Annotated in this window: 20 protein-coding genes and 1 CRISPR repeat array; of the genes, 19 read left to right on the forward strand and 1 reads right to left on the reverse strand. The window is 40.8% G+C overall.

Translation table 11 applies throughout. The features are described 5' to 3' along the window. Nucleotides 1-150 precede the first annotated feature (150 nt). The 7 genes from csy1 to ACPEEM_RS00630 all read left to right on the forward strand — a co-directional run bounded on the left by csy1 (nt 151) and on the right by ACPEEM_RS00630 (nt 11,424). Nucleotides 151-1,485 (forward strand): type I-F CRISPR-associated protein Csy1, encoded by a 1,335-nt coding sequence (csy1, locus tag ACPEEM_RS00600; RefSeq protein ID WP_424407311.1) that lies wholly within the window; start codon nt 151-153, stop codon nt 1,483-1,485. A 9-nt stretch (nt 1,486-1,494) separates the two neighbouring features. Beyond that, the gene (gene csy2 / locus ACPEEM_RS00605) at nt 1,495-2,478 is read left to right on the forward strand and encodes a type I-F CRISPR-associated protein Csy2 (RefSeq protein ID WP_424407313.1); all 984 of its coding nucleotides are present in this window, start codon (nt 1,495-1,497) and stop codon (nt 2,476-2,478) included. 2 nt (nt 2,479-2,480) lie between these two features. Continuing rightward, nucleotides 2,481-3,485, forward strand: a complete 1,005-nt coding sequence (gene csy3, locus ACPEEM_RS00610) for a type I-F CRISPR-associated protein Csy3 (RefSeq protein WP_424402436.1) — start codon at nt 2,481-2,483, stop codon at nt 3,483-3,485. Nucleotides 3,486-3,487: 2 nt separating this feature from the next. Continuing rightward, the gene (gene cas6f, locus ACPEEM_RS00615) at nt 3,488-4,048 is read left to right on the forward strand and encodes a type I-F CRISPR-associated endoribonuclease Cas6/Csy4 (RefSeq protein WP_424402437.1); all 561 of its coding nucleotides are present in this window, start codon (nt 3,488-3,490) and stop codon (nt 4,046-4,048) included. 141 nt (nt 4,049-4,189) lie between these two features. Then, nucleotides 4,190-5,118: direct repeats of the CRISPR family, unit length 28 nt; unit sequence GTTCACCATCGTGTAGATGGCTTAGAAA. Nucleotides 5,119-5,217: 99 nt separating this feature from the next. Continuing rightward, complete coding sequence (gene cas1f, locus ACPEEM_RS00620; RefSeq protein WP_424407315.1) at nt 5,218-6,198, forward strand: type I-F CRISPR-associated endonuclease Cas1f; 981 nt, start codon at nt 5,218-5,220, stop codon at nt 6,196-6,198. Next, entirely contained in the window at nt 6,179-9,505 is a 3,327-nt protein-coding gene (gene cas3f / locus ACPEEM_RS00625) for a type I-F CRISPR-associated helicase Cas3f (protein ID WP_424407317.1), read from the forward strand. Before cas1f ends, cas3f begins: the two co-directional genes overlap by 20 nt. 56 nt (nt 9,506-9,561) lie before the next feature. Then, complete coding sequence (locus tag ACPEEM_RS00630; RefSeq protein WP_424407319.1) at nt 9,562-11,424, forward strand: ATP-binding protein; 1,863 nt, start codon at nt 9,562-9,564, stop codon at nt 11,422-11,424. Between the two features lie 64 nt (nt 11,425-11,488). Here ACPEEM_RS00630 and suhB read toward each other — a convergent pair whose 3' ends face one another. Then, entirely contained in the window at nt 11,489-12,292 is an 804-nt protein-coding gene (gene suhB / locus ACPEEM_RS00635; protein WP_424402441.1) for an inositol-1-monophosphatase, read from the reverse strand. A 188-nt stretch (nt 12,293-12,480) separates the two neighbouring features. Between suhB and trmJ the strand changes: the two genes are divergently transcribed. The 12 genes from trmJ (at nt 12,481) to ACPEEM_RS00695 (ending at nt 22,784) form a co-directional block, all read left to right on the forward strand. Next, nucleotides 12,481-13,215: a tRNA (cytosine(32)/uridine(32)-2'-O)-methyltransferase TrmJ gene (trmJ, locus tag ACPEEM_RS00640; RefSeq protein ID WP_424407321.1), complete on the forward strand. Its 735-nt coding sequence runs from the start codon at nt 12,481-12,483 to the stop codon at nt 13,213-13,215. A 57-nt stretch (nt 13,216-13,272) separates the two neighbouring features. Further along, nucleotides 13,273-13,737, forward strand: a complete 465-nt coding sequence (gene iscR / locus ACPEEM_RS00645; protein WP_424402443.1) for a Fe-S cluster assembly transcriptional regulator IscR — start codon at nt 13,273-13,275, stop codon at nt 13,735-13,737. 41 nt (nt 13,738-13,778) lie between these two features. Continuing rightward, the gene (locus ACPEEM_RS00650) at nt 13,779-14,993 is read left to right on the forward strand and encodes an IscS subfamily cysteine desulfurase (RefSeq protein WP_424402444.1); all 1,215 of its coding nucleotides are present in this window, start codon (nt 13,779-13,781) and stop codon (nt 14,991-14,993) included. Nucleotides 14,994-15,121: 128 nt separating this feature from the next. Beyond that, nucleotides 15,122-15,508, forward strand: a complete 387-nt coding sequence (gene iscU / locus ACPEEM_RS00655) for a Fe-S cluster assembly scaffold IscU (RefSeq protein ID WP_424402445.1) — start codon at nt 15,122-15,124, stop codon at nt 15,506-15,508. A gap of 69 nt (nt 15,509-15,577) precedes the next feature. Beyond that, complete coding sequence (gene iscA / locus ACPEEM_RS00660) at nt 15,578-15,901, forward strand: iron-sulfur cluster assembly protein IscA (RefSeq protein WP_424402446.1); 324 nt, start codon at nt 15,578-15,580, stop codon at nt 15,899-15,901. Between the two features lie 29 nt (nt 15,902-15,930). Then, nucleotides 15,931-16,449 (forward strand): Fe-S protein assembly co-chaperone HscB, encoded by a 519-nt coding sequence (gene hscB, locus ACPEEM_RS00665; RefSeq protein ID WP_424402447.1) that lies wholly within the window; start codon nt 15,931-15,933, stop codon nt 16,447-16,449. Between the two features lie 76 nt (nt 16,450-16,525). Further along, complete coding sequence (gene hscA, locus ACPEEM_RS00670) at nt 16,526-18,388, forward strand: Fe-S protein assembly chaperone HscA (RefSeq protein WP_424407323.1); 1,863 nt, start codon at nt 16,526-16,528, stop codon at nt 18,386-18,388. A 20-nt stretch (nt 18,389-18,408) separates the two neighbouring features. Further along, complete coding sequence (gene fdx, locus ACPEEM_RS00675) at nt 18,409-18,744, forward strand: ISC system 2Fe-2S type ferredoxin (protein WP_424402449.1); 336 nt, start codon at nt 18,409-18,411, stop codon at nt 18,742-18,744. A 210-nt stretch (nt 18,745-18,954) separates the two neighbouring features. Then, complete coding sequence (locus ACPEEM_RS00680; protein WP_424402450.1) at nt 18,955-19,419, forward strand: FxsA family protein; 465 nt, start codon at nt 18,955-18,957, stop codon at nt 19,417-19,419. Between the two features lie 92 nt (nt 19,420-19,511). Further along, complete coding sequence (locus ACPEEM_RS00685; RefSeq protein ID WP_424402451.1) at nt 19,512-19,802, forward strand: co-chaperone GroES; 291 nt, start codon at nt 19,512-19,514, stop codon at nt 19,800-19,802. An 88-nt stretch (nt 19,803-19,890) separates the two neighbouring features. Continuing rightward, nucleotides 19,891-21,534 carry a chaperonin GroEL gene (groL, locus tag ACPEEM_RS00690; protein WP_424402452.1) on the forward strand — a complete coding sequence of 548 codons (1,644 nt, stop codon included), beginning with the start codon at nt 19,891-19,893 and terminating at the stop codon, nt 21,532-21,534. A 386-nt stretch (nt 21,535-21,920) separates the two neighbouring features. Next, complete coding sequence (locus tag ACPEEM_RS00695) at nt 21,921-22,784, forward strand: IS256 family transposase, variant Zn-binding type (protein WP_424403955.1); 864 nt, start codon at nt 21,921-21,923, stop codon at nt 22,782-22,784. The last annotated feature ends 94 nt before the right edge of the window (nt 22,785-22,878 follow it).

Raw genomic sequence — 22,878 nt, forward strand, 5'->3', positions numbered from 1 at the left:
TTGGGCGTTTAAATTTTATTCAATATTCCTCTGGTTATTTTAAGTTTTTACAACTTTATTCTGTTTTTTATTTCCTCATCTTTACATTAATTGACATTTTCTATTTTTTGTATTTTATTAGCTTCAAATATACACTGGAGGTATAAAATAATGTCTCATGCGATTAAAAAACGAATTGCGTTGTTCCTTCAAGAACAAAACCTCAAAAAATCCGAAGGCGAACGTAAAAAGCTCGCTAAAGCCACTGACCCCACAGAGATCGAACATCTCACTCAACTCATTCAAGAATTTGATCAAAAATATCAATTTGATACATGGATAGCCAATGCGGCTAACGTGATGGCAAAACAACTCAAGTTTGGTACCCATATTGCGAAGGGCATTCATCCTGATACAAAAGGTGATAATGTGAATTTTCAACCAAGTGATTCGCTGCCACCTGAATATGTGGGTTCACAAAGTGTCAGTCATTTAGCACTCGATGCGAATGGAAATGCTGCGGCTCTTCCTCTTGCTTCCTTTTTCAATTTTATTGTTGATGAAGAAAAACAGCTTAAATTGCGAGATTTATTACTTGCGGATGACCCGAGACTAGAAGGTTGCTTTTCTGATGATGTAGCGGTGTCCGACATCTATAAAAAGCAGTTTCAGCAAGCATTAACAGGGGATTTAACTGAACCTGAAACCCACGAGAGAAACAAGCAGGTATTTTGGGCGAATGGAGAAAATTCGATAGAAGAGGATGATTATACCTGTTTAATTCCGCTTTATCCTTCCTCTTTGACTTATGCATTTTACCAAAAAGTAAATAACAACCGTTATTCTGAGCAAAATAAACAAGCGAGAGAAAATCGTCATAAAAAAACGGCAGATCAAACCCATTATCTTTCTATTGCTCAGCTTGCCACCGTGGCATTAGGTGGTAGCAAGCCTCAAAATATCTCATTGTTGATGTCAGCCCAAGGTGGTCGTAATTATCTCCTCCCTTCTTTACCGCCGATTATGACGGCAAGTCGCCAATTTCAACTTTCTCCTTCGCAAACCACCATTTTTAATGACCGTCTTGCCTATGCTTGCCGTTATGGCTTACGTCAATTATTTGAGGTGGTTGAAGCACGTAAAAATGTTTATCAAGTGCGAGATAGTCGCATTGATGCCTTAAATAATATTTTGAATATGTTTTTATTTCATGCTGGTTTATTACAAAAACAACCTGCGGGCTGGTCGAAAGCCTATCAATTAGAACTGAGTGAGAAATATTGGCTTGATCCAAAACGTGCTAATTTGCCAGAAGAAGATGCGTTTCGCCTTGAGTATGAAAAAGGCGATTGGGTGTTGGAGATTGAGCGTCGTTTTGCCTTGTGGCTGAATAAACGCTTGCAAAAACGTTTTCCTCACATCGCCAACGATTTTGACAATGCGGAATATCACGAATGGCGTCGTAATATTCGTCGCACCTTAGGTTACCGTTTACGTCATCCATAGGAGGGGAAGATGTTTCAAACTGATTTTTATATTTTATTTGATCATATCAAAATACAAAGTGCAAATGCGATTTCGGGACCGTTGAGCTATGGTTTCCCCGCATTAACAGGTTTTACAGGGGCAATACACGCACTCAATCGAAAATTAACACATTACAATGTCCAGTTTGGTGGCGTGATGGTGGCGTGCCATGATTACGAATTACAGACATATCAAAACTCAGCATTTTCAGACCGCACTTTTAAACAAACCCGCAATCCGATTAAGCGAGATGGAAAAACAGCCGCAATTATTGAAGAAGGAAAAATCCATTTAGATCTGTCTTTGGTGGTGGAAGTGCATGTACAAGATGATCGTGCATTTGATGCATTGACCGATAAAGCAAGCCAAACACACCAAGATTTTTTACAGACATGTAAACAGTTACTTTGGCAACAGCGTATAGCAGGTGGATCCGTGTTAGAAATAGGGGCTATTCAGTTATTTAACCTCGAAGAAGACCAAGATATTCCATTGGCGTTGACGCCTGCTTTTGTATTGATGGATGCCAAACAAGAATTAGTCAATATTACGGAAGAACTGAAAACGGGCTTACGTGTGGGGCAACTTGATGAAGAGGGTAATGTACAACCATCCCGTCTCAATATTTTCCCAGAAGCGACCGCACTTGATGCCTTGTTAGAAGTCTCGACATTACACCATATTCCAGATCATGCTAATGCGACCACATCTGAGTGGCAAACATACAACGTGAAACAAGGGCGTGGCTGGCTTGTGCCAATTCCTGTTGGTTATCAAGCCATTTCCCCACAGTTTGAACCCGGACAATTACAGCATTGCCGCACCACACAATATGCAAGCCAATATGTCGAGACCCTTTACAGCTTAGGGAAATGGGTCTTCCCCTTGAGCTTACCGAAAGATCTTTCTCAATGTTTTTGGCGTTATACCGCCCCACAAAATAACCTTTATCTGATTTCACAAGGAGAATAATAATGAGCAAATTATCCACCCCAAGCGTCTTAGCCTTTGAGCGTAACCTTGATATTTCTGATGCAATTTTTGCACAAAAAGACAGTAAAAATGAGACAGACGCCCCGATTTCGTTGCGTATTCGCGAGAAATCTGTACGAGGCACGATTTCTAATCGCCTAAAAAATACGATTACCAATGATCCTGCAAAGCTTGATGCAGAAACAGAAAAAGCCAATTTACAACGTGTGGATGTGGCAACCTTAGATGATGACAAAGATACCTTGGTGGCGACATTTAGTGTCAAAGTGTTGCCTTTTACGGGGCGTCCAAATGTGTGTAATTATCAAAATTATCAACAGCAAGTCATGGCAACCGTTGCACAGTATTTATCTGAACAAGGTATTGATGAATTGGCGAAACGTTATGCCACCAATATCGCCAATGCACGTTGGTTATGGCGTAATCGCATGGGGGCAGAGCATATCCGAATTGACGTGAAGTGCGGTGAAAATACAGTCCATTTTGATAATGCGAAACAGCTTTCTTTAAATCATTTTGATCATCAAGATGACAAGATTGATCAAATCGCTAAGGAAATAAAACAAGGCTTATTAGGTGAAAAATTTGTGATTTTGTATGTTACCGCATATGCCAATATGGGGTATGGTCAGGAAGTATATCCGTCACAAGAATTAGTCTTAGATAATTCAACCAATAATCGCAAAAGCAAAATTTTATATGAAATCAACCAAAAAGCAGGGATGCATTCTCAAAAAGTGGGCAATGCTATTCGCACAATTGATACCTGGTATGCCAAAGAAGTGGCGTTCCCAATCGCTGCGGAGCCTTACGGTGCTGTGACGACATTGGGCACGGCTTTCCGCCAACCAAAAGCAAAATTGGATTTTTATACGTTATTTGACAATTGGCTCTTAAAAGGCGAAGTCCCATCAGTGGAACAACAACATTATGTAATGAGCGTGTTGATTCGTGGTGGTGTCTTCGGTGCAAGCGGTAAGGAATAACCATGACAACCCATTACATTGAACTGAAAGCCATTCCGCAAATGGATATGCTACAAAGTGAGGTGATTAGTCATTGTATGCAAATTCTGCATCAATTTTTACCGCACTTTGAGGGGCGAGTTGGCGTGGCGTTTCCTGCTTATGGCTTAGGTCGAACCCTAGGCGGAATTATACGCATTTTTGCCCATCAACAAGATTGCACTCAATTACAGCAACAATTATTGCAATCAGGTTTGCAAGATTACGCGTTAATTAGCGAGGTAAACCAAACCCCATCTTATACAGAACACCGCTGTTATAGCCGTGTACATCGTAAAGGGCAAAGTGCTATTCGCCGCACTGAAAAGCGTCTTAAAAGTCAAGGAAGATGGGATGAGGCGATCAGAACGGAAATGCAACAACGCCAACAACAGGTTGCCTTTCTTCCACATTGCCATTTAAAAAGTGCTAGCACGGGGCAACGCTTTATTTTGGCAGTGCAAGAGAAAAGGCTTTCACAACCTTGTCTCGGGCTGTTTAACGCTTATGGATTAAGCCACACCGCAAGCGTACCTCACTTTTAATCTTATCATTAACCCTTTTTTCTTACTTGAGATATTTTCAAATAAGATCAAAGGGTTATTATTCCACCCTAAAAAAGGGTTTTCTTCTCAACAGTTCTTTAACAACTTGAAAGATCAGAAAATATAACAAAATTTATTTAGGTTCACCATCGTGTAGATGGCTTAGAAAGTAAAGCGTGGGATATGGAAGAAATCCGCAGCGTTCACCATCGTGTAGATGGCTTAGAAATACAACTACAGCGAAGATCTAGAGGCGGTTATGTTCACCATCGTGTAGATGGCTTAGAAAATTCAATTTGCTCAAGTTACAGCAAGATGCATGTTCACCATCGTGTAGATGGCTTAGAAAAGCATTCAAGCTCCTCTTTTTCATAAACCTTTGTTCACCATCGTGTAGATGGCTTAGAAATAAGCCGTGAAATATATTCACAGCTTAGTGATGTTCACCATCGTGTAGATGGCTTAGAAAGATATAAAAAAATTAGGCAAATAGCTACCGCCTGTTCACCATCGTGTAGATGGCTTAGAAAGTAAATGCGATATTTTACGTGTAGATTAATTTGTTCACCATCGTGTAGATGGCTTAGAAATGAAATGGCAAGACGGTAAAGCATTGTTTAGCGTTCACCATCGTGTAGATGGCTTAGAAAATTTATTGGTTCGAATTCTTTTGGCGATTCATGTTCACCATCGTGTAGATGGCTTAGAAAACTCGGCATTTTATCGTTAAATATGCCGATTTGTTCACCATCGTGTAGATGGCTTAGAAAAACGGGCTCCCGTGGCTAAACAAATACGCGTGGTTCACCATCGTGTAGATGGCTTAGAAACTCTGGAACAGTGATAAAATGGTTGCCGTTATGTTCACCATCGTGTAGATGGCTTAGAAAATCTTCTGATTGTCCGTAAAAAACCTTTGTACGTTCACCATCGTGTAGATGGCTTAGAAAAGTTGTCAGAATTAGAGGCCAATTCATAAACCGTTCACCATCGTGTAGATGGCTTAGAAAACTTCTTTAACTTCTAATTTTTCAGATAATTTGTTCACCATCGTGTAGATGGCGTAAATCCTTGCAAGCGTTTAAGAGCTTGTATTTGAGTAAGGATAACGTTATGTAAAACCACAATATCCCTGCCTCTTATGAGAAGCAGGGCGAAAAGGAGAAATTATGCGTAAGACCCCTTATATTCCTTCTTCGGATTTAAAAACGATTATGCATTCTAAACGAGCCAATATTTATTATTTGGAACATTGTCGTGTGTTGTTGAATGGTGGACGAGTGGAATATGTAACAGATGAAGGGCGGGAGTCGCTTTATTGGAATATTCCCATTGCCAATACAAGCTGTTTATTGTTGGGAAGTGGGACGTCGATTACGCAAGCGGCGATGCGAGAATTATCCAAAGCAGGCGTGATGGTGGGCTTTTGCAGTGGAGGTGGGACGCCGTTGTTTAATGGCACGGAGCCAGAGCTAGACTGTGAGTTTTTTAGTCCGCAAAGTGAATATCGCCCAGTGATGTATTTGCAACAATGGTGCAAGTTTTGGTTTGATGATGCAAAGCGTTTAGCCATAGCAAAAGCCTTACAACAACAGCGTTTAGCATTGCTTGAACCCATTTGGTCAAAGTTAGATTGGCATTATTCTTGTGAAAAATTGACCGCACTTGTGGCACAGTATCAACAGGAATTTGAGCAGGCAGAGCACAGCCAAGCCTTACTGGCGGCAGAAGGACGTTTAACCAGCAAACTGTATGCCTTGGCGAATCAGGCAACCATGAATGATCCTGATTTTAAACGCAGTGAACGAGGCAACAGTATTGATTTAGTCAACCAATTTTTGGATCATAGCAACTATTTAGCCTATGGTTTAGGGGCAACCGCATGTTGGGTGCTGGGGTTACCGCACGGGTTGGCAGTATTACATGGCAAAACACGTCGTGGTGGCTTAGTGTTTGATGCGGCGGATATCATTAAAGACAGCATGATTTTGCCACAAGCCTTTATTTCGGCACAAAGTGGTGATTCAGAGAAAGCATTTCGTCAAGCCTGCATTGAAAATTTACTGCGTTTTGGGGCGTTAGATATCATCATTGAAGGATTACAACAACTGGCTTTACAAGGAGCGTCAGATGAATATTTTGCTGGTTAGTCAATGTCAAAAAAATGCGTTAACAGAAACACGTCGAATTTTAGATCAATTTGCCGAGCGTTGTGGTGATTGCGTGTGGCAAACTGCAATTACCCAAGCAGGCTTGGAAACATTGTATAAAATGTTACGCCAAACTGCCCGCAAAAATACCGCCGTGGCGTGTTATTGGACACATCGTAAAAATTCGGCGGAGTTATTATGGATTGTGGGTGATCGACGTCAATTTAACGATCAAGGGCGTGTTCCGACTAATCGTACAAAACGTAATATTTTACGGGCAGAAGATGAAATAGATTGGAAAGATGCCTATTCTTTGCAAATTTTAACCGCACTTTCTGCACTCTTGCATGATTTAGGCAAGTCGAGTGTGGCGTTTCAAAACAAGTTAGATCCTTATAAAAATGCCCCCAAAGTGGCAGACACTTATCGACATGAATGGATTTCAGCCCGTTTATTTGAGGCGATGATCGCTGGTTGTCAAACGGATCAGGCTTGGCTAGTGCGTCTCGCCAACTGGCAAGAGTTTGAAGCACAACAGCCAAATTGGTTTGCTAGGGTGATTTGCGATAAGCCCAATGAAAGCCATTTTTCAGATTTTGCTTATTTACCCCCTTTGGCTCGGATTGTGATTTGGTTGATTACGTCCCATCACCGTTTGCCTTTTACCCATGATTTTTCCCAGCCGCAAAAATACCAATACACGAAGAATTTACGCCGATATGCGAAGTTTACCGCTGAAAGTTTATTTAAGTCCTACAAACCGACCATCGGTTGGGTGGCAAATGCTGCCGAACACCCCACACCACAGCTATTTTGGCAATTTCAGCAGGTGGTTACACAAAGCCAAGCTTGGCAAAAAAGTCTGGCAAGATGGGCGAAAAAAGCCTTGAATCACCCAGCGTTATTTTCCCTTAATGAAACCCGTGATCCCTTTTTATTGTTACTTGCTCGTTTATGTTTAATGACGGGGGATCATTATTATTCTGCTCAAGATCAGAATACAAAATTGGGGGATAAAGATTTTCCTTTGTTCGCCAATACCTCTCGAGACACACATCAACCTAAACAACGATTGGATGAACATTTGATTGGTGTTTGCCAAACTGCGGTGCATTTCGCCCGTTTATTGCCAAAACTTCCGCAAGAATTACCTCGTATTAAACAGCATAAACCTTTTGTGCAGTTAGCCAAAGATCGTTTTGTTTGGCAAAACAAAGCGGTCAATGTGGCACGTATGTTGCAACAACAAAGTGAGTCACAAGGCTTTTTCGGTGTGAACATGGCAAGTACGGGCTGTGGTAAAACCTTAGCCAATGCGAAGATGATGTATGCCCTCAATGACAGCAAAAAAGGGGCAAGATTTACCATTGCCTTAGGGTTGCGGGTGTTAACCTTGCAAACAGGGAGTGCATTAAGACAACGTTTGCATTTATCGGAGCAAGATTTAGCGGTGCTAGTGGGGGGCAGTGCGGTGAAAAAGTTATACGCATTGCAACAGGAAAAGCAAAGTAAACTGGCACAACAAGGCAGTGAAAGTGCGGAAGAATGGCTAGAAGAAATGCAGGTGGAAGGGGCGAGTTTTATTGAAAGTGCGGTAGAAAATGAAGAAGTTTTGGCTTTTCTCAGCCAAGATGACAAAACCAAAAAGCTGCTTTATGCCCCGATTGTCAGCTGTACCTTAGATCAGTTAATTTCTGCTTCAGAAAGTGTGCGAGGTGGGCATCACATTGTGCCGAGTTTACGTTTATTAACCTCAGATTTAATTCTGGATGAGCCAGATGATTTTGCCCAAGAAGATCTGCCTGCATTAAGCCGTTTAGTGCATTTAGCAGGGTTATTGGGTAGCCGAGTGTTGCTGTCTTCTGCCACCTTAACGCCAGATTTTATAACGGGCTTGTTTAACGCCTATCAAGCAGGACGCAAACTTTATCATCAACAAAAAGGGCTGGTCGCCGATTTACCCATTTGTTGTGCTTGGGTGGATGAATTTCAGCAAGTGCAACATTGTTGTGAACAGGCTGATGAGTTTATGCAAAAACAGACAGAATTTGTGTTAAAGCGAGCAGAAAACTTGGCGAAAAGTCCTGTGCGACGTCAAGCAGAGATTCTGAATTTACCTTCACTGAAACCGAGAGAAGGGGAAGCGTTGCATTATGGCGTGTTGGCGGAATCTTTACTACAAAAGGCAATCCAGTTACATGATTTACATGGACAAAGGGATCCGCATACGCAAAAGAAAATCAGTGTGGGGTTGATCCGTTTTTCAAATATCCAACCGATGATTCCTTTAGCACAGGCGTTGTTTAGCTTACACGCCACGGAAGCCTTTGCCGATTATCGGGTGCATTTATGTTGTTATCATTCAAGGCAGTTGCTGTTATTACGATCTTATTTGGAAGAAAAACTGGATAAGATTTTGGATCGCCACCAGCCAGAACACTTGTTTAAACATGCCGAAATTGCGGTGCCCCTGAGTGATCATAAAGCCAAAAATCATCTTTTTATTGTATTAGGTAGCCCCGTGACCGAAGTGGGGCGAGATCACGATTATGATTGGGCGATTGTGGATCCCTCTTCTATGCGTTCGATTATTCAGTTGGCAGGACGAGTGTGGCGACACCGTGCAGATAAGGTGGCAGAACAACCGAATATTGCCTTGTTACCGATGAATTGGCGGGGATTAAAAGCCCGTTGTGATCATACAAAACCGATCTATCATCGACCGGGATTTGAAAGTCAGCAGCATCAATTAACGACTCATAAACTGGAACAATTAGTTTCAGGCAATGAACTTGCCCATTTAAATGCGACGCCACGTATTGTGAAACCAGAGGCGTTGCAACCCAATAGTAAACTGACCGATTTAGAGCATCATGCCATTGCCACGGTGTTAAATAACCCGAATGAAAATCATGTCAATTTGTATTGGGAGCCGCAGTATGCCAACCGTTTACTTGCCAATTTACCTTTGATGAGTCAATTTCGGCATAGCATGAAAGAGCTTGATGTGGTGTGTTTGGTCGATGAAGACACGGATTGGGGCTTTGCTTTTTATCGTGCTAAAAAGCGTGATGATGACACATTCAGCCCCTTGCCTGAGATTCAATATTGCCCAATGCAACAGGATAAACAGGCGTTGGTGCAACCTTGGCTGCACTTTCCACTGAGAGAGGTATTAACGGATCTGGCTGAACAATTGGATGTGAGTTTGCCAGAACGGATTGCCCCGACTTATTTGTGTGCCTCATTGCCACAATATGAGGAAAAATTGGAGTGGCATTATAACGAAGTCTATGGATTCTGGTAATGTTCACATAGTGATACAATAGCCGCAATTTTTTAGCAAAAGACAGGCATAACAACATGAAAAACATTAAATATTTCACTCAGCAGTATGTGGATTGGGTGATTCGTCTCGGGCGGTTACGCTTTTCAATTTTAGGTGTGATCATCTTGGCGATTTTAGCCCTTTGTACACAAGCTTTGTTGAGTTTCTTTATTATTGGCGAAGTGTATTGGATAGACATGATTCGCTCCATTGTGTTTGGTCTGATTTCAGCCCCTTTTGTGATTTATTTTTTCACGGTATTGGTCGAGAAGTTAGAACGATCCAGACAAGAGTTAAAACAGTTAGTGGATAATTTGCGTAACGAAGTCTCAGAACGGGTGCTGGCGGAGAAAAAATTATCGGTTGCGTTGGATAATATCGAAAAAACCAGCCGTGACAAAACCCAATTAATGGCGACCATCAGTCATGAATTGCGAACCCCCTTAAATGGGATCATTGGATTAAGCCGTATTTTATTAGATGAAGAATTAACCGCAAAACAACGGGATTATTTAAAAACCATCAATATCAGTGCGATTTCACTCGGGCATATTTTTAGCGACATCATTGATTTAGAAAAAATTGATGCACGTCGTATTGAACTTCAGCCAAAAGAAGTGGCATTACCGCATTTGCTTAATGATATTGCTAACTTTGCCACCCTCATGGCGGTTGAAAAAAACTTAACATTTCAGCTCGTGGAAGGGGAAAATTTACCCCATTGGTTAATGTTAGATTATGCTCGGGTGAGCCAAATTTTATGGAATTTGATTGGCAATGCAGTGAAATTTACCGCACAAGGAGAAGTGCGGTTACGAGTGGAAAGAAAACAGGATGGACTTGATTTCTTGGTGTCTGACACGGGCGTGGGGATTCCTGAGCAAGAGTTAGATAACGTGTTTGAAATGTATTATCAAGTAAAATCCAGTGGACTAAAACCATTAGGCAGTGGGATCGGCTTAGCGGTATCCAAAGCCATTGCACAGTTAATGGGCGGGGATTTAACGGTCACCAGTGAATTAGGCAAAGGAACCTGTTTTTGCTTACATTTACCGCTACAAGAAGTGAATAAACCCGATGCCTATTGGAACCAGATTCCCCATGATTTATCCATTTTGTTGGTGGAGGATATTGAAGTGAATATCGTGGTTGCCAAATCCGTATTTGAAAAATTGGGCTACCAAGTGGATGTTGCCATGACGGGGGCGGATGCCATTCGTCAATTTGAGCAACATGATTATGATCTGGTGTTATTAGATATTCAGTTGCCTGATATGTTGGGCTTTGATGTGGCACAACACTTACGCCAAGGTTATCAAGACGGGCGTTATGATTATCTGCCACCTTTAGTGGCTCTCACTGCTAATGTGATGCAAAGTAAGCAAACCTATCAAGAAAAAGGCATGGACGATGTGTTACGCAAACCCTTAGCCTTAGAGGAATTGACGGCGTGCTTAATCCACTTTTTTGGCGATGAAAGTGTGGGGCAAAGGGCAGACGTTGCTCACGATCAGCAGGAACAAGTCAACGCAAATTTTGATGTCCCGATGCTCAAGGATCTGATTGAAATGCTTGGCACCCCTGTTGTTCAACGCCATTTAGCCCTGTTTAAACAGACCATGCCTGAGTATATGCAAGCCCTTTCGGAGCATTATCAAGGTTATTTAGCGGATCATCGCCAAAAAGACGCTGTGCTTTCTGTCGCACATAAAATAAAAGGAGCAGCTGCCTCGGTTGGATTAAAACGTCTTCAGCAACTGGCAGCCAATGCACAAGATCCCGATTTAGCGGACTGGGAAAAACAGATTGGTGACTGGATCACGAAGTTAGCCCAAGTATGGGAGCAAGATGTGGCTGAATTAGATGCGTGGCTATTGCAACAACAGGCAAAAAAATGAAAAAAAACACCGCACTTTTGCTAAAAAGTGCGGTTGTTTTTGGGACTTGTTTTAACCAATTGCGTTATTTTTTCAATTCATCAATTAAGCAAGGTTGGATCTTATTTAAGATTTCTTTCACAATGCGAGGGGCGGCAGCCACCACGTGACCGTTAGTTAAATAATGATGACCTGCATTAAAATCACACACTAAGCCACCCGCTTCACGCACGATTAAATCACCTGCTGCAATATCCCATGCTTTCAGAGCCATTTCAAAATAACCATCAACACGACCTGCTGCCACATAACATAAATCTAAAGCCGCAGAACCCGTACGACGGAAATCGGCACATTCTTCGATTAAGTTATTCATCATGGCAAATTGTGTTGGCATTAGACGAGTTTGCTTAAATGGAAAACCTGTGGCGAGAATCGTACCTGTTAATTCTCGTTTGTTTTCAACACGCAAACGCATTTCATTGATTTTCGCCCCTTCACCACGTACTGCGGTGAATAATTCATTACGGATAGGATCATAAACGACACCAACTTCAGTGCGACCTTTGACACGAATGGCGATGGAGACAGCAAAATGAGGCAAACCTTTAACAAAGTTTGTGGTACCATCTAGTGGATCAATAACCCATTGAGTATCGCTGTCTTTACCTTCTAAAGCACCACGCTCTTCAGTAATGATTGTGTGATCAGGATAAGATTTTCTAATCACCTCAATAATGGCCTCTTCTGACGCTTTATCAATATTGGTGACATAATCATTTTGACTTTTTAACGTTGTTTGTATGTCATCACGGCGTTCATAACCTTTAGCAATTACATTGCCCGCTTTTCGTGCCGCACGAATGGCGATATTTAACATTGGATTCATTGTTTCCACCAGATTTTAAAGAACATAAAATTGGCGGTTATTATAGGCAATCTCATAAAAAATGGCGAGAGAAATTTCCTTCCCCCAAGATAATTGAAAGCAATCCTTCGGGAAAGCCTAAATTGTTGACTGAAAATAAGGGGTATTATGTTAGAATACCCTCTATTTTAGTCAGATGTATCCCCGTTATGTTAGAGAATATTCGAATCGTGTTAATTGAAACATCGCACAGTGGCAATGTGGGTTCTGCCGCACGAGCGATGAAGACCATGGGCCTTCGTCATTTGTATTTAGTGGCACCAAAACACCCTATTGATGAACAAGCCTTAGCCCTTGCCGCAGGGGCAGAAGAGGTGGTTAATCAAGCAAAGATTGTGGCAAGTTTTGATGAAGCCGTTGCGGATTGTCAATTAGTGATTGGAACCAGTGCGAGATTACGCCATTTACAAAATAGCTTGATTGAACCACGTGAATGTGGAAAAACCGCAATCGAATTTGCTCAACAGGGGCAAGTGGCAATTGTTTTTGGGCGTGAGCGTATAGGATTAACCAATGATGAATTGCTCAAATGTCGTTATCATTTAACGATTCCAGCCAACCCTGACTATTCCTCTTTAAATCTTGCTATGGCTGTCCAATTAGTTTGTTATGAGTTACGCATGGCTTTCCTTACACAAGAAGATATGTCTCGATCACTTTCAACAATAGGAAATACCTATCCAAATTTTTCGGAGATAGAGCATTTCTTTCAACATACTGAACGCCTATATACCGAGCTAGGATTTATTCAAAATCAAGGAGTTATGCCTAAGTTAAGACGTTTGTATCAACGTGCTGGCTTGGAAAAAAATGAGTTAAATATTTTGCGTGGAATGTTAAGTGCAATTGAAAAACGACTAAGAACAATTGAGCAGAATAGTTGACTAAATTAGTATGATATGCAAATATGCGTTCTCTTGATTAATGATGGGAAAGACAAGATGAAATTAACTTCTAAAGGACGCTATGCAGTAACCGCGATTTTGGATATTGCATTACATTCAAAAAGAGGCCCAGTTAGTTTGTCTGATATTTCGGATAGGCAACATATTTCGTTGTCTTATTTAGAACAATTATTTGCAAAATTACGCCGATATGGATTAGTTAAAAGCGTACGTGGGCCGGGTGGTGGCTATCAATTAGGCTTACCAACAAATGAAATTTCAGTTGGCATGGTAATTAATGCCGTGAATGAAAATATTGATGTCACTCGTTGCCAAGGACGTGGTGATTGCCAAGAAGGGGCAGAATGTTTAACGCATGCACTATGGAAAGAGCTGAGCCAACGTATTGAAGATTTTTTAAATGGCATCACTTTATCAGAATTAGTGGATAAACATTATCAAAAATTTAATAGCATTGAATTCCATGGTGATTTTGACAATCTGATCATCTTAGATGATTAGTATGCAGTGTAGTAAAAAGAGTTTTTAGGAGTGAGAAAAGAATGAAATTACCTATTTATTTAGATTATGCGGCAACCTGTCCCGTTGATGAACGTGTCGCAAAAAAAATGATGGAATATTTAACAGTAGAAGGTAACTTTGGTAACCCTGCTTCCCGTTCGCATAAATTTGGTTGGCAAGCAGAAGAAGCGGTGGATATCGCCCGTAACCAAATTGCGGATTTAATCGGTGCGGATTCTCGAGAAATTGTGTTTACATCTGGTGCAACAGAATCTGATAACCTAGCCATTAAAGGGGCTGCACATTTCTATCAAAGCAAAGGTAAACACATTATTACCTGCAAAACAGAACATAAAGCAGTATTAGATACCTGCCGTCAGCTTGAGCGTGAAGGCTTTGAGGTTACTTACCTTAATCCAAAATCAGATGGCTTAATTGATTTAGACGAATTAAAAAACGCCATGCGTGATGACACCATTTTAGTGTCAATTATGCACGTGAATAATGAAATTGGGGTGATTCAAGATATTGCGGCGATTGGGGAATTATGCCGTGCACGCAAAATTTTATACCATGTGGATGCCACTCAAAGTGTGGGTAAATTGCCGATTAATTTGGCTGAATTAAAAGTGGATTTAATGTCCATGTCTAGCCACAAACTTTATGGACCAAAAGGAATTGGTGCATTATATGTGAGACGTAAACCACGTGTTCGTTTAGAAGCGATCATTCATGGTGGTGGTCATGAGCGTGGTATGCGTTCAGGCACTTTACCAGTGCACCAAATCGTTGGAATGGGTGAAGCTTACCGCATTTGTAAAGAAGAAATGGCAACGGAAATGCCACGCTTAAAAGCATTACGTGATCGTCTTTATAATGGCTTGAAAGATATTGAAGAAACCTATGTTAATGGTTCGATGGAACACCGTTTAGATAGCAACCTCAACATCAGTTTCAACTATGTTGAAGGGGAGTCATTAATGATGTCATTGCGTGATATTGCAGTGTCTTCAGGATCGGCTTGTACTTCTGCGAGTTTAGAGCCCTCTTATGTCTTGCGTGCATTAGGTTTGAACGATGAATTAGCCCATAGTTCAATTCGTTTTACACTCGGTCGTTACACCACAGAAGAAGAAATTGATTACACCATTGAATTGGTGAAAAATGCAGTAACAAAACTGCGTGAACTTTCCCCACTTTGGGATATGTTTAAAGAAGGTATTGATTTAAATACTATTGAGTGGACTCACCACTAAACATTAAGGCAGTTGGACGCGAGACTGGCGTTCAATTGCACATCATGGAAATAAAAAGTGCGGTCGTTTTTCAACAAGTTTTTGAAGAAAACAGCATCGCACGGTTGTTAAACTGGAAGGAAGAGAATATGGCGTACAGCGAAAAAGTAATTGATCATTATGAGAATCCACGTAACGTAGGTTCTTTAGATAAAAAAGATGCCAACGTGGGAACGGGTATGGTGGGAGCTCCTGCTTGTGGTGACGTGATGCAGCTTCAAATTAAAGTGAATGACAACGGCATTATTGAAGATGCCAAATTCAAAACCTATGGTTGTGGTTCAGCCATTGCCTCAAGTTCGTTAATTACGGAATGGGTGAAAGGCAAATCTTTAGACGAAGCACAAGCCATCAAAAATAGTCAAATTGCAGAAGAATTAGAATTACCCCCAGTGAAAGTACACTGTTCAATACTTGCCGAAGATGCAATTAAAGCAGCAATTGCAGATTACAAAGCGAAAAAAGAAGCAAAGTAATCATCTAAAATTAAGTTGGGGCAGTTTTGCCCCTTTCATATTATAAGACGCAATGGAGTAGAGAATTTAATGGGTATTTCACTGACTGAAACGGCAGCAGATCGGGTAAGAACCTTCCTCGCCAATCGTGGTAAAGGAATTGGGTTACGCTTAGGCATCAAAACTTCAGGGTGTTCTGGCTTAGCTTATGTACTCGAGTTTGTCGATGAGTTAAATCCTGATGATGAAGTGTTTGAACAACATGGTGTCAAAATTATTGTTGATGCAAAAAGCTTGGTTTATTTAGACGGTACGGAATTAGATTTCGCCAAAGAAGGGTTAAATGAAGGCTTTAAATTCAATAATCCGAATGTCAAAGATCAATGTGGTTGCGGTGAAAGTTTCCACGTGTAATCCCTTTAACCTTATGATTTGAGTGAAAGATGAATCCATTTGAAATTTTTGATTTACCCGTCGATTTTCATGTTGATCAACGTGAATTATCCACACGTTATCTTGCTTTGCAAAAATCCTTGCATCCCGATAATTTCACGACACACTCAGCACAAGAACAACGTTTGGCGATGCAACGTTCTGCGGAAGTAAATGACGCCTTACAAACGTTAAAAGATCCTATTTTACGTGCCGAAAGCATCATCGCATTACACACGGGTGAACAACAAAATATCGAAGAAACGAGCACCCGAGACATGGCTTTTTTGATGCAACAAATGCAATGGCGTGAGCAATTGGAAGAGATTGAAGCACAAAAAAATGCCGATCACCTGATGGATTTTAGTGCAGAGATTGAGCAAAGCCAACATACCTTGTTAAGTGAACTATCCGATGCTTTAACCAATCAGCAATGGCAACAAGCGAAAAGCATTAATGATAAGTTACGCTTTATTAAAAAGTTATTGGTTGAAGTAGAACGTGTAGAAGAAAAACTCCTAGACTTTTAGCATTGACTGAATCAATAAAAACCGAAAACTGCTATAATAAAAGCCAGTATTAAAAAGAAGAGAATAGAGATAAACAATGGCATTACTTCAAATTGCAGAACCAGGTCAAAGTGCAAGCCCTCACCAACATAAATTAGCCGTGGGCATTGATCTTGGCACGACGAATTCCTTAATTGCGACCGTGCGTAGTGGTCAAGTGGATATTTTATTAGATGAAAAATCACGTCCTTTAGTCCCTTCAGTGGTGCATTTTGAACAGGATAATGTCATCGTGGGTTATGAAGCCGCCGCATTAGCCAGCCAACAGCCACAAAATACTATTGTATCGGTTAAGCGGTTAATTGGGCGAAGCCTCGCAGATGTGCAGCAGCGTTATCCTAATTTGCCTTATCAATTTGAGGCAAGTGAAAATGGGTTACCCCTAATTCGTACGGCTAAAGGGGCATTAAGCCCTGTGGAAATTTCTGCTGAAATTTTGAAAAAATTAACCGCACTTGCTGAAAAACGTTTAGCAGGTGAATTATCAGGGGCGGTGATTACTGTACCTGCCTATTTTGACGATGCTCAACGTCAAAGTACCAAAGATGCCGCAAAATTAGCAGGTATCAATGTATTACGTTTATTAAATGAACCCACTGCAGCTGCAATTGCCTATGGATTAGACAGCGGACAAGAAGGGGTGATTGCGGTTTATGATTTAGGTGGTGGCACCTTTGATATTTCGATTTTACGTTTATCAAAAGGCGTGTTTGAAGTGCTTGCAACAGGGGGCGATACTGCATTAGGCGGCGACGATTTTGATCACTTACTTATGGATTGGATCGTGGATCAATCGGGTATTGCACCACAAAATGCACAACAACAACGCCAACTTACAGAACTTGCCACCCAAATTAAAATCGCCTTAACCGACAATGAAGAAATGGATATTCATTATCAAGGCTGGCAAGGGCATATTACGCGTGAACAGTTTAATCAGCTCATTCAAGGATTGGTCAAACGCTCGCTACTGGCTTGTCGCCGTGCATTAAAAGATGCCAATGTTAGCATTGATGAAGTATGTGAAGTGGTCATGGTGGGCGGCTCAACACGCGTGCCTTTTGTACGTGAACAAGTGGCAGAATTTTTCAAAAAAGAGCCACTCACCTCAATTGATCCTGATAAAGTGGTGGCTCTCGGTGCGGGCATTCAAGCGGATATTTTGGTTGGAAATAAACCTGATTCCGAAATGTTATTGCTTGATGTTATTCCTCTCTCATTGGGGATCGAAACCATGGGTGGCTTAGTGGAGAAAATTATTCCAAGGAATACCACGATTCCCGTTGCAAGAGCACAGGAATTTACCACGTTTAAAGATGGACAAACAGCCATGTCTGTTCATGTGGTCCAAGGGGAACGTGAAATGGTCGCCGATTGCCGTTCATTGGCACGTTTTACATTAAGAGGGATTCCAGCCATGGCAGCTGGGGCGGCACATGTTCGTGTCACTTACCAAGTGGATGCAGATGGTTTATTAAGTGTGACCGCAATGGAAAAATCCACAGGGGTGCAATCAACCATTCAGGTTAAGCCGTCTTATGGATTAAGTGATGATGAAATCACCAATATGTTAAAAGCCTCCATGCTGAATGCGAAAGAAGATATTCAAGCTCGCTTACTTGCGGAGCAACGTGTGGAAGCCGAACGTGTACTGGAAACAGTTCGCAGTGCATTAAATTATGATCAAAATTTATTAAATGACGAAGAATTAAGTGCGATTAAACACGCCATGATTTCTTTGGAACGCTTGCAAAAAGAAGGTGATACGCAAGAGATTAAACAAGGCATCAAACAGCTCGATCTCGCAACACAAGAATTTGCATCGCGTCGAATGGATAAGTCAATTCGTAATGCCCTTGCGGGTAAAGGAATTGACGAAGTAATGACAAACTCAAAATAACCTCAAGAGATAGGATTAAAATGCCAAAAGTCGTATTTTTACCTCACGAAGAACTTTGCCCAGAAGGTTTAGCTTTAGATGTGGCAGAGGGTGAGAATTTATTGGATGCTGCGCTTGATGCGGGTATTGATATTGAACATGCCTGTGATAAATCTTGTGCCTGTACAACCTGTCATGTCATTATTCGTGAAGGCTTTGATAGCTTAAATGAAAGTACTGATATGGAAGATGATATGCTTGATAAAGCATGGGGCTTAGAGGTAGATAGCCGTTTAAGTTGCCAATGTTTTGTCGGCAAACAAGATTTAGTGGTTGAAATTCCAAAATATAGCCTAAATCACGCACGTGAAGAATAAAAGAAAGGTTAAACAATCTGTTGAGCCTGAATCAGATAAAACGCCCCCTCGGTTTTACGTCATCGAGGGGGCGTTTTTTGTTTTCCGTTTTGTTGGCGGTATTAATTTATCCCGCTTTTTCTTTTTAGAATTGAAAAAGTGCGGTTGAAATTTCAAAAATTTGTAACCATATAAGACATCATCTCATGTGAATTTCATAAGGAAACTGCAATGCCGATTATTTTATTCTTCCTATGTGTGTTTTTATTTATTTATCTTGAGCTTTCGTTGTTGGTTTGGATTGGCTCAAGCATTGGGATTTTGGGCTTAATTCTACTATTGATTTTTTCTTCTTTGTTAGGGCTGTTTATGATTCGTGCCCGAGGTTGGTACACCTTATTGAACGTGCAAAAACAGTTGGCAAAAGGCGAAATTCCAGCACGCTCATTATTGCAGTCGGGCATTTGGATTGTGGCAGGTGTACTCTTTTTTATCCCAGGGTTTTTAACGGATCTTGTTGCGATCTTTTTATTGCTTCCCATCACAAGCCTTTGGATTGAGGGGGTAATCACGCGTAAAGTTCATGTGTTTCGTCACCGATTCTTTCGCAAAACACACCGCACTTTTGAACAAGATGCAGAAATTTTTGATGCCGAGTATGAAAAAAAAGTGGATGAAGATAAAAGAATAAAATAATTTTACTTTTCCCCTTGAAACAAAAAAAAACTCCCACATATTAGGGAAACGTTTAATTCTAATGACACATTTTTTTATGAAGGAGTAATTCAATGAATATTCGTCCATTACACGACCGAGTGATTATCAAACGTGAAGAAGTCGAAACAAAATCTGCAGGTGGCATTGTATTAACAGGTTCTGCCGCCACCAAATCGACTCGTGCAAAAGTATTAGCTGTAGGTAAAGGTCGCATTTTAGAAAATGGCACAGTACAACCTTTAGATGTGAAAGTTGGCGACACCGTGATTTTTAATGACGGCTACGGCGTGAAAGCAGAAAAAATTGACGGCGAAGAAGTGTTAATTATTTCTGAAAACGATATCTTAGCGATTGTGGAATAAATGTAGGGTGGGTTTTAGCCCGCATTAAAACGAATTAACGATTACAGATGATGGGCTAAAGCCCGTCCGACAATAAAGGAAAAACAAAATGGCAGCAAAAGACGTAAAATTTGGTAACGATGCTCGTGTCAAAATGTTAGCGGGTGTGAATATTTTGGCAGATGCAGTGAAAGTGACGTTAGGTCCTAAAGGTCGTAACGTGGTATTAGATAAATCTTTCGGTGCTCCAACCATCACTAAAGACGGTGTATCAGTGGCGCGTGAAATCGAATTAGAAGATAAATTCGAAAACATGGGTGCTCAAATGGTGAAAGAAGTGGCATCGAAAGCCAATGATGCGGCAGGTGATGGTACCACAACTGCGACGGTTTTAGCACAAGCTATCGTAAACGAAGGCTTAAAAGCCGTAGCAGCGGGTATGAATCCAATGGATTTAAAACGTGGTATCGACAAAGCCGTTGCGGCAGTGGTAACCGAATTAAAAGCCCTTTCCAAACCTTGTGAAACCTCAAAAGAAATTGAACAAGTGGGGACAATTTCGGCTAACTCAGACAACATTGTTGGTCAGATCATTGCACAAGCGATGGATAAAGTGGGCAAAGAAGGCGTGATCACCGTTGAAGACGGTACAGGTTTAGAAGATGAGCTAGCGGTTGTGGAAGGGATGCAGTTTGATCGTGGTTATTTATCACCATACTTCATCAATAAACCAGAAACCGCAACGGTTGAGTTAGACAATCCATTTATTTTATTGGTGGATAAAAAAATCTCTAACATCCGTGAATTATTACCTGTATTAGAAGGTGTGGCAAAAGCTGGCAAACCATTATTGATCATCGCAGAAGATGTGGAAGGCGAAGCACTTGCCACTTTAGTCGTGAACACCATGCGTGGTATCGTGAAAGTGGCAGCGGTGAAAGCACCTGGTTTCGGTGATCGCCGTAAAGCCATGTTACAAGATATTGCGATTTTAACTGCAGGTACGGTGATTTCTGAAGAAATCGGTATGGAGTTAGAAAAAGCCACATTGGAAGATCTTGGTCAAGCCAAACGTGTGGTGATCAACAAAGACAACACCACCATCATTGACGGTATTGGTGACGAAGCTCAAATTCAAGGTCGTGTGGCACAAATTCGTCAGCAAATCGAAGAATCCACTTCTGATTATGATAAAGAAAAATTACAAGAACGTGTGGCGAAACTCGCTGGCGGTGTGGCAGTGATTAAAGTAGGTGCCGCAACAGAAGTGGAAATGAAAGAGAAAAAAGCCCGTGTGGAAGATGCCTTACACGCCACCCGTGCTGCAGTTGAAGAGGGTATTGTTGCCGGTGGTGGCGTTGCCTTAATCCGTGCAGCAAGCAAAGTTGCTGGTTTAACTGGCGATAACGAAGAGCAAAACGTGGGTATCAAACTTGCGTTACGTGCTATGGAAGCACCATTACGCCAAATCGTAACCAACGCAGGTGAAGAAGCGTCTGTTGTAGCAAGTGCGGTGAAAAATGGCGAAGGTAATTTCGGTTACAACGCAGGCACAGAACAATACGGCGATATGATCGAAATGGGTATTTTGGATCCAACTAAAGTAACCCGTTCAGCATTACAATTCGCTGCTTCTGTTGCAGGGTTAATGATCACCACAGAATGTATGGTGACTGATTTACCAAAAGACGACAAAGCTGACTTAGGTGCTGCTGGCATGGGCGGTATGGGTGGAATGGGCGGTATGATGTAACCCCTTCTGTGCTGACCCAAAAAGTTAGACTCACTTAATGAAAGGACTGAGTTCTGTATTACAGGCTCAGTCCTTTTTTGTTGAACTGCACTGAAATAACATTTGCTTATGCGAATAGCCTTTCAAGGCAAGAGACTAGGTTTTTCCTAACAGGAAAGTAGTGAGCGGAGACATTTCAAAAGATGAGGCCGCTTTTCATTCGGTTATGGGCTGTGTTTTGGTGGGGATAATATGCCCTAAACATAGGTGTAATGGACAAAATGGTTGCTAAAAAGTGGCTTGGAGCCTTATAGTACAAGGCTTTAAGCCACTTTTTTGAAATATGAACAAAAAACTATCCTTTCTGATCTAAACAGAATATAAAGAAAAATGGTGTTAGAAATAATATTCAACGCTATAAATGCACCTCTTGTAATAAAACATTTACACTTCAGAATAAATTAAATCCTATGGATATTTGGCTTGATTATTCTCAAGGTAAACAAACCTATAAAGAACTTGCCTTAAAATATAAATGCTCTGTTAAAACTATTCAAAGACATATTGATAAAGCCCCAAAAACAGCCTTAAAACCGCCTATTTCAACTTATTTGAATATTATTATGGATACCACTTTCTTTGGGAGAGGGTTTGGAGTTTTGGTCATCATGGATAGCTCCAGTGAAAAGGTAGTTTATCATCAAATTGTGAGTACAGAACGCGATGAATATTATCAAAATGCACTGAATGGTTTGAGAGAAAAAGGCTATATTATTCAATCAATTACTTGTGATGGGCATAGAGGGTTACTAAAGGATTTATTCGATACACCCACTCAAATGTGCCATTTTCATATGGTCGCTATTGTGATGCGGAAATTAAGAAAAAAGCATAAATCCATTGCAGGAAAAGAACTTAAAATACTCGTTAAAACGCTCAAAGAAAGCCGAAAAAACGAATTTTATCGCCGTTTACATTATTGGTATTTAAAGCACCAAGATTATTTAAATGAACGTTCTGATAAATGTAATGAGAGGGGGTATTTCCCTTATAAACATAAAGGTTTAAGAGGGGCTTTAGCCAGCTTAACATATTATGAAAAATATTTATTTGCTTTTGAAAAACATCCTGAATTTAATATAGAAAAAACGAAAAATAGTCTTGAGGGTTTATTTAGTGAACTTAAAAGGAAGTTAATAAATCATAATGGTTTAAGTAAAAAACGTAAGATAGTGTTTATAAAGGATTTTTTAAATAATAAAAGTTGCTAATAATCTAAAAAAATATTATTAGCAACCATTTTGTCCATTACACCTTGCGAAAACAGACCGCACTTTTCACACACAAAGTCGCTCAAAGAAAAGA

The organism is Pasteurella pantherarum (genome assembly GCF_049670885.1).
Lineage (GTDB): Bacteria > Pseudomonadota > Gammaproteobacteria > Enterobacterales > Pasteurellaceae > Pasteurella.

Excerpts from the sequence above, each read along its gene's own strand:
- iscU (WP_424402445.1), top strand. The coding sequence starts at position 15,122 with ATGGCGTACAGCGAAAAAGTAATTGATCATTATGAGAATCCACGTAAC.
- fdx (WP_424402449.1), top strand. The coding sequence starts at position 18,409 with ATGCCAAAAGTCGTATTTTTACCTCACGAAGAACTTTGCCCAGAAGGT.
- csy3 (WP_424402436.1), top strand. The coding sequence starts at position 2,481 with ATGAGCAAATTATCCACCCCAAGCGTCTTAGCCTTTGAGCGTAACCTT.
- ACPEEM_RS00685 (WP_424402451.1), top strand. The coding sequence starts at position 19,512 with ATGAATATTCGTCCATTACACGACCGAGTGATTATCAAACGTGAAGAA.
- cas6f (WP_424402437.1), top strand. The coding sequence starts at position 3,488 with ATGACAACCCATTACATTGAACTGAAAGCCATTCCGCAAATGGATATG.
- ACPEEM_RS00650 (WP_424402444.1), top strand. The coding sequence starts at position 13,779 with ATGAAATTACCTATTTATTTAGATTATGCGGCAACCTGTCCCGTTGAT.
- cas1f (WP_424407315.1), top strand. The coding sequence starts at position 5,218 with ATGCGTAAGACCCCTTATATTCCTTCTTCGGATTTAAAAACGATTATG.
- hscA (WP_424407323.1), top strand. The coding sequence starts at position 16,526 with ATGGCATTACTTCAAATTGCAGAACCAGGTCAAAGTGCAAGCCCTCAC.
- suhB (WP_424402441.1), bottom strand. The coding sequence starts at position 12,292 with ATGAATCCAATGTTAAATATCGCCATTCGTGCGGCACGAAAAGCGGGC.
- trmJ (WP_424407321.1), top strand. The coding sequence starts at position 12,481 with ATGTTAGAGAATATTCGAATCGTGTTAATTGAAACATCGCACAGTGGC.
- groL (WP_424402452.1), top strand. The coding sequence starts at position 19,891 with ATGGCAGCAAAAGACGTAAAATTTGGTAACGATGCTCGTGTCAAAATG.
- cas3f (WP_424407317.1), top strand. The coding sequence starts at position 6,179 with ATGAATATTTTGCTGGTTAGTCAATGTCAAAAAAATGCGTTAACAGAA.
- ACPEEM_RS00680 (WP_424402450.1), top strand. The coding sequence starts at position 18,955 with ATGCCGATTATTTTATTCTTCCTATGTGTGTTTTTATTTATTTATCTT.
- iscA (WP_424402446.1), top strand. The coding sequence starts at position 15,578 with ATGGGTATTTCACTGACTGAAACGGCAGCAGATCGGGTAAGAACCTTC.
- csy2 (WP_424407313.1), top strand. The coding sequence starts at position 1,495 with ATGTTTCAAACTGATTTTTATATTTTATTTGATCATATCAAAATACAA.
- iscR (WP_424402443.1), top strand. The coding sequence starts at position 13,273 with ATGAAATTAACTTCTAAAGGACGCTATGCAGTAACCGCGATTTTGGAT.
- csy1 (WP_424407311.1), top strand. The coding sequence starts at position 151 with ATGTCTCATGCGATTAAAAAACGAATTGCGTTGTTCCTTCAAGAACAA.
- ACPEEM_RS00630 (WP_424407319.1), top strand. The coding sequence starts at position 9,562 with ATGAAAAACATTAAATATTTCACTCAGCAGTATGTGGATTGGGTGATT.
- hscB (WP_424402447.1), top strand. The coding sequence starts at position 15,931 with ATGAATCCATTTGAAATTTTTGATTTACCCGTCGATTTTCATGTTGAT.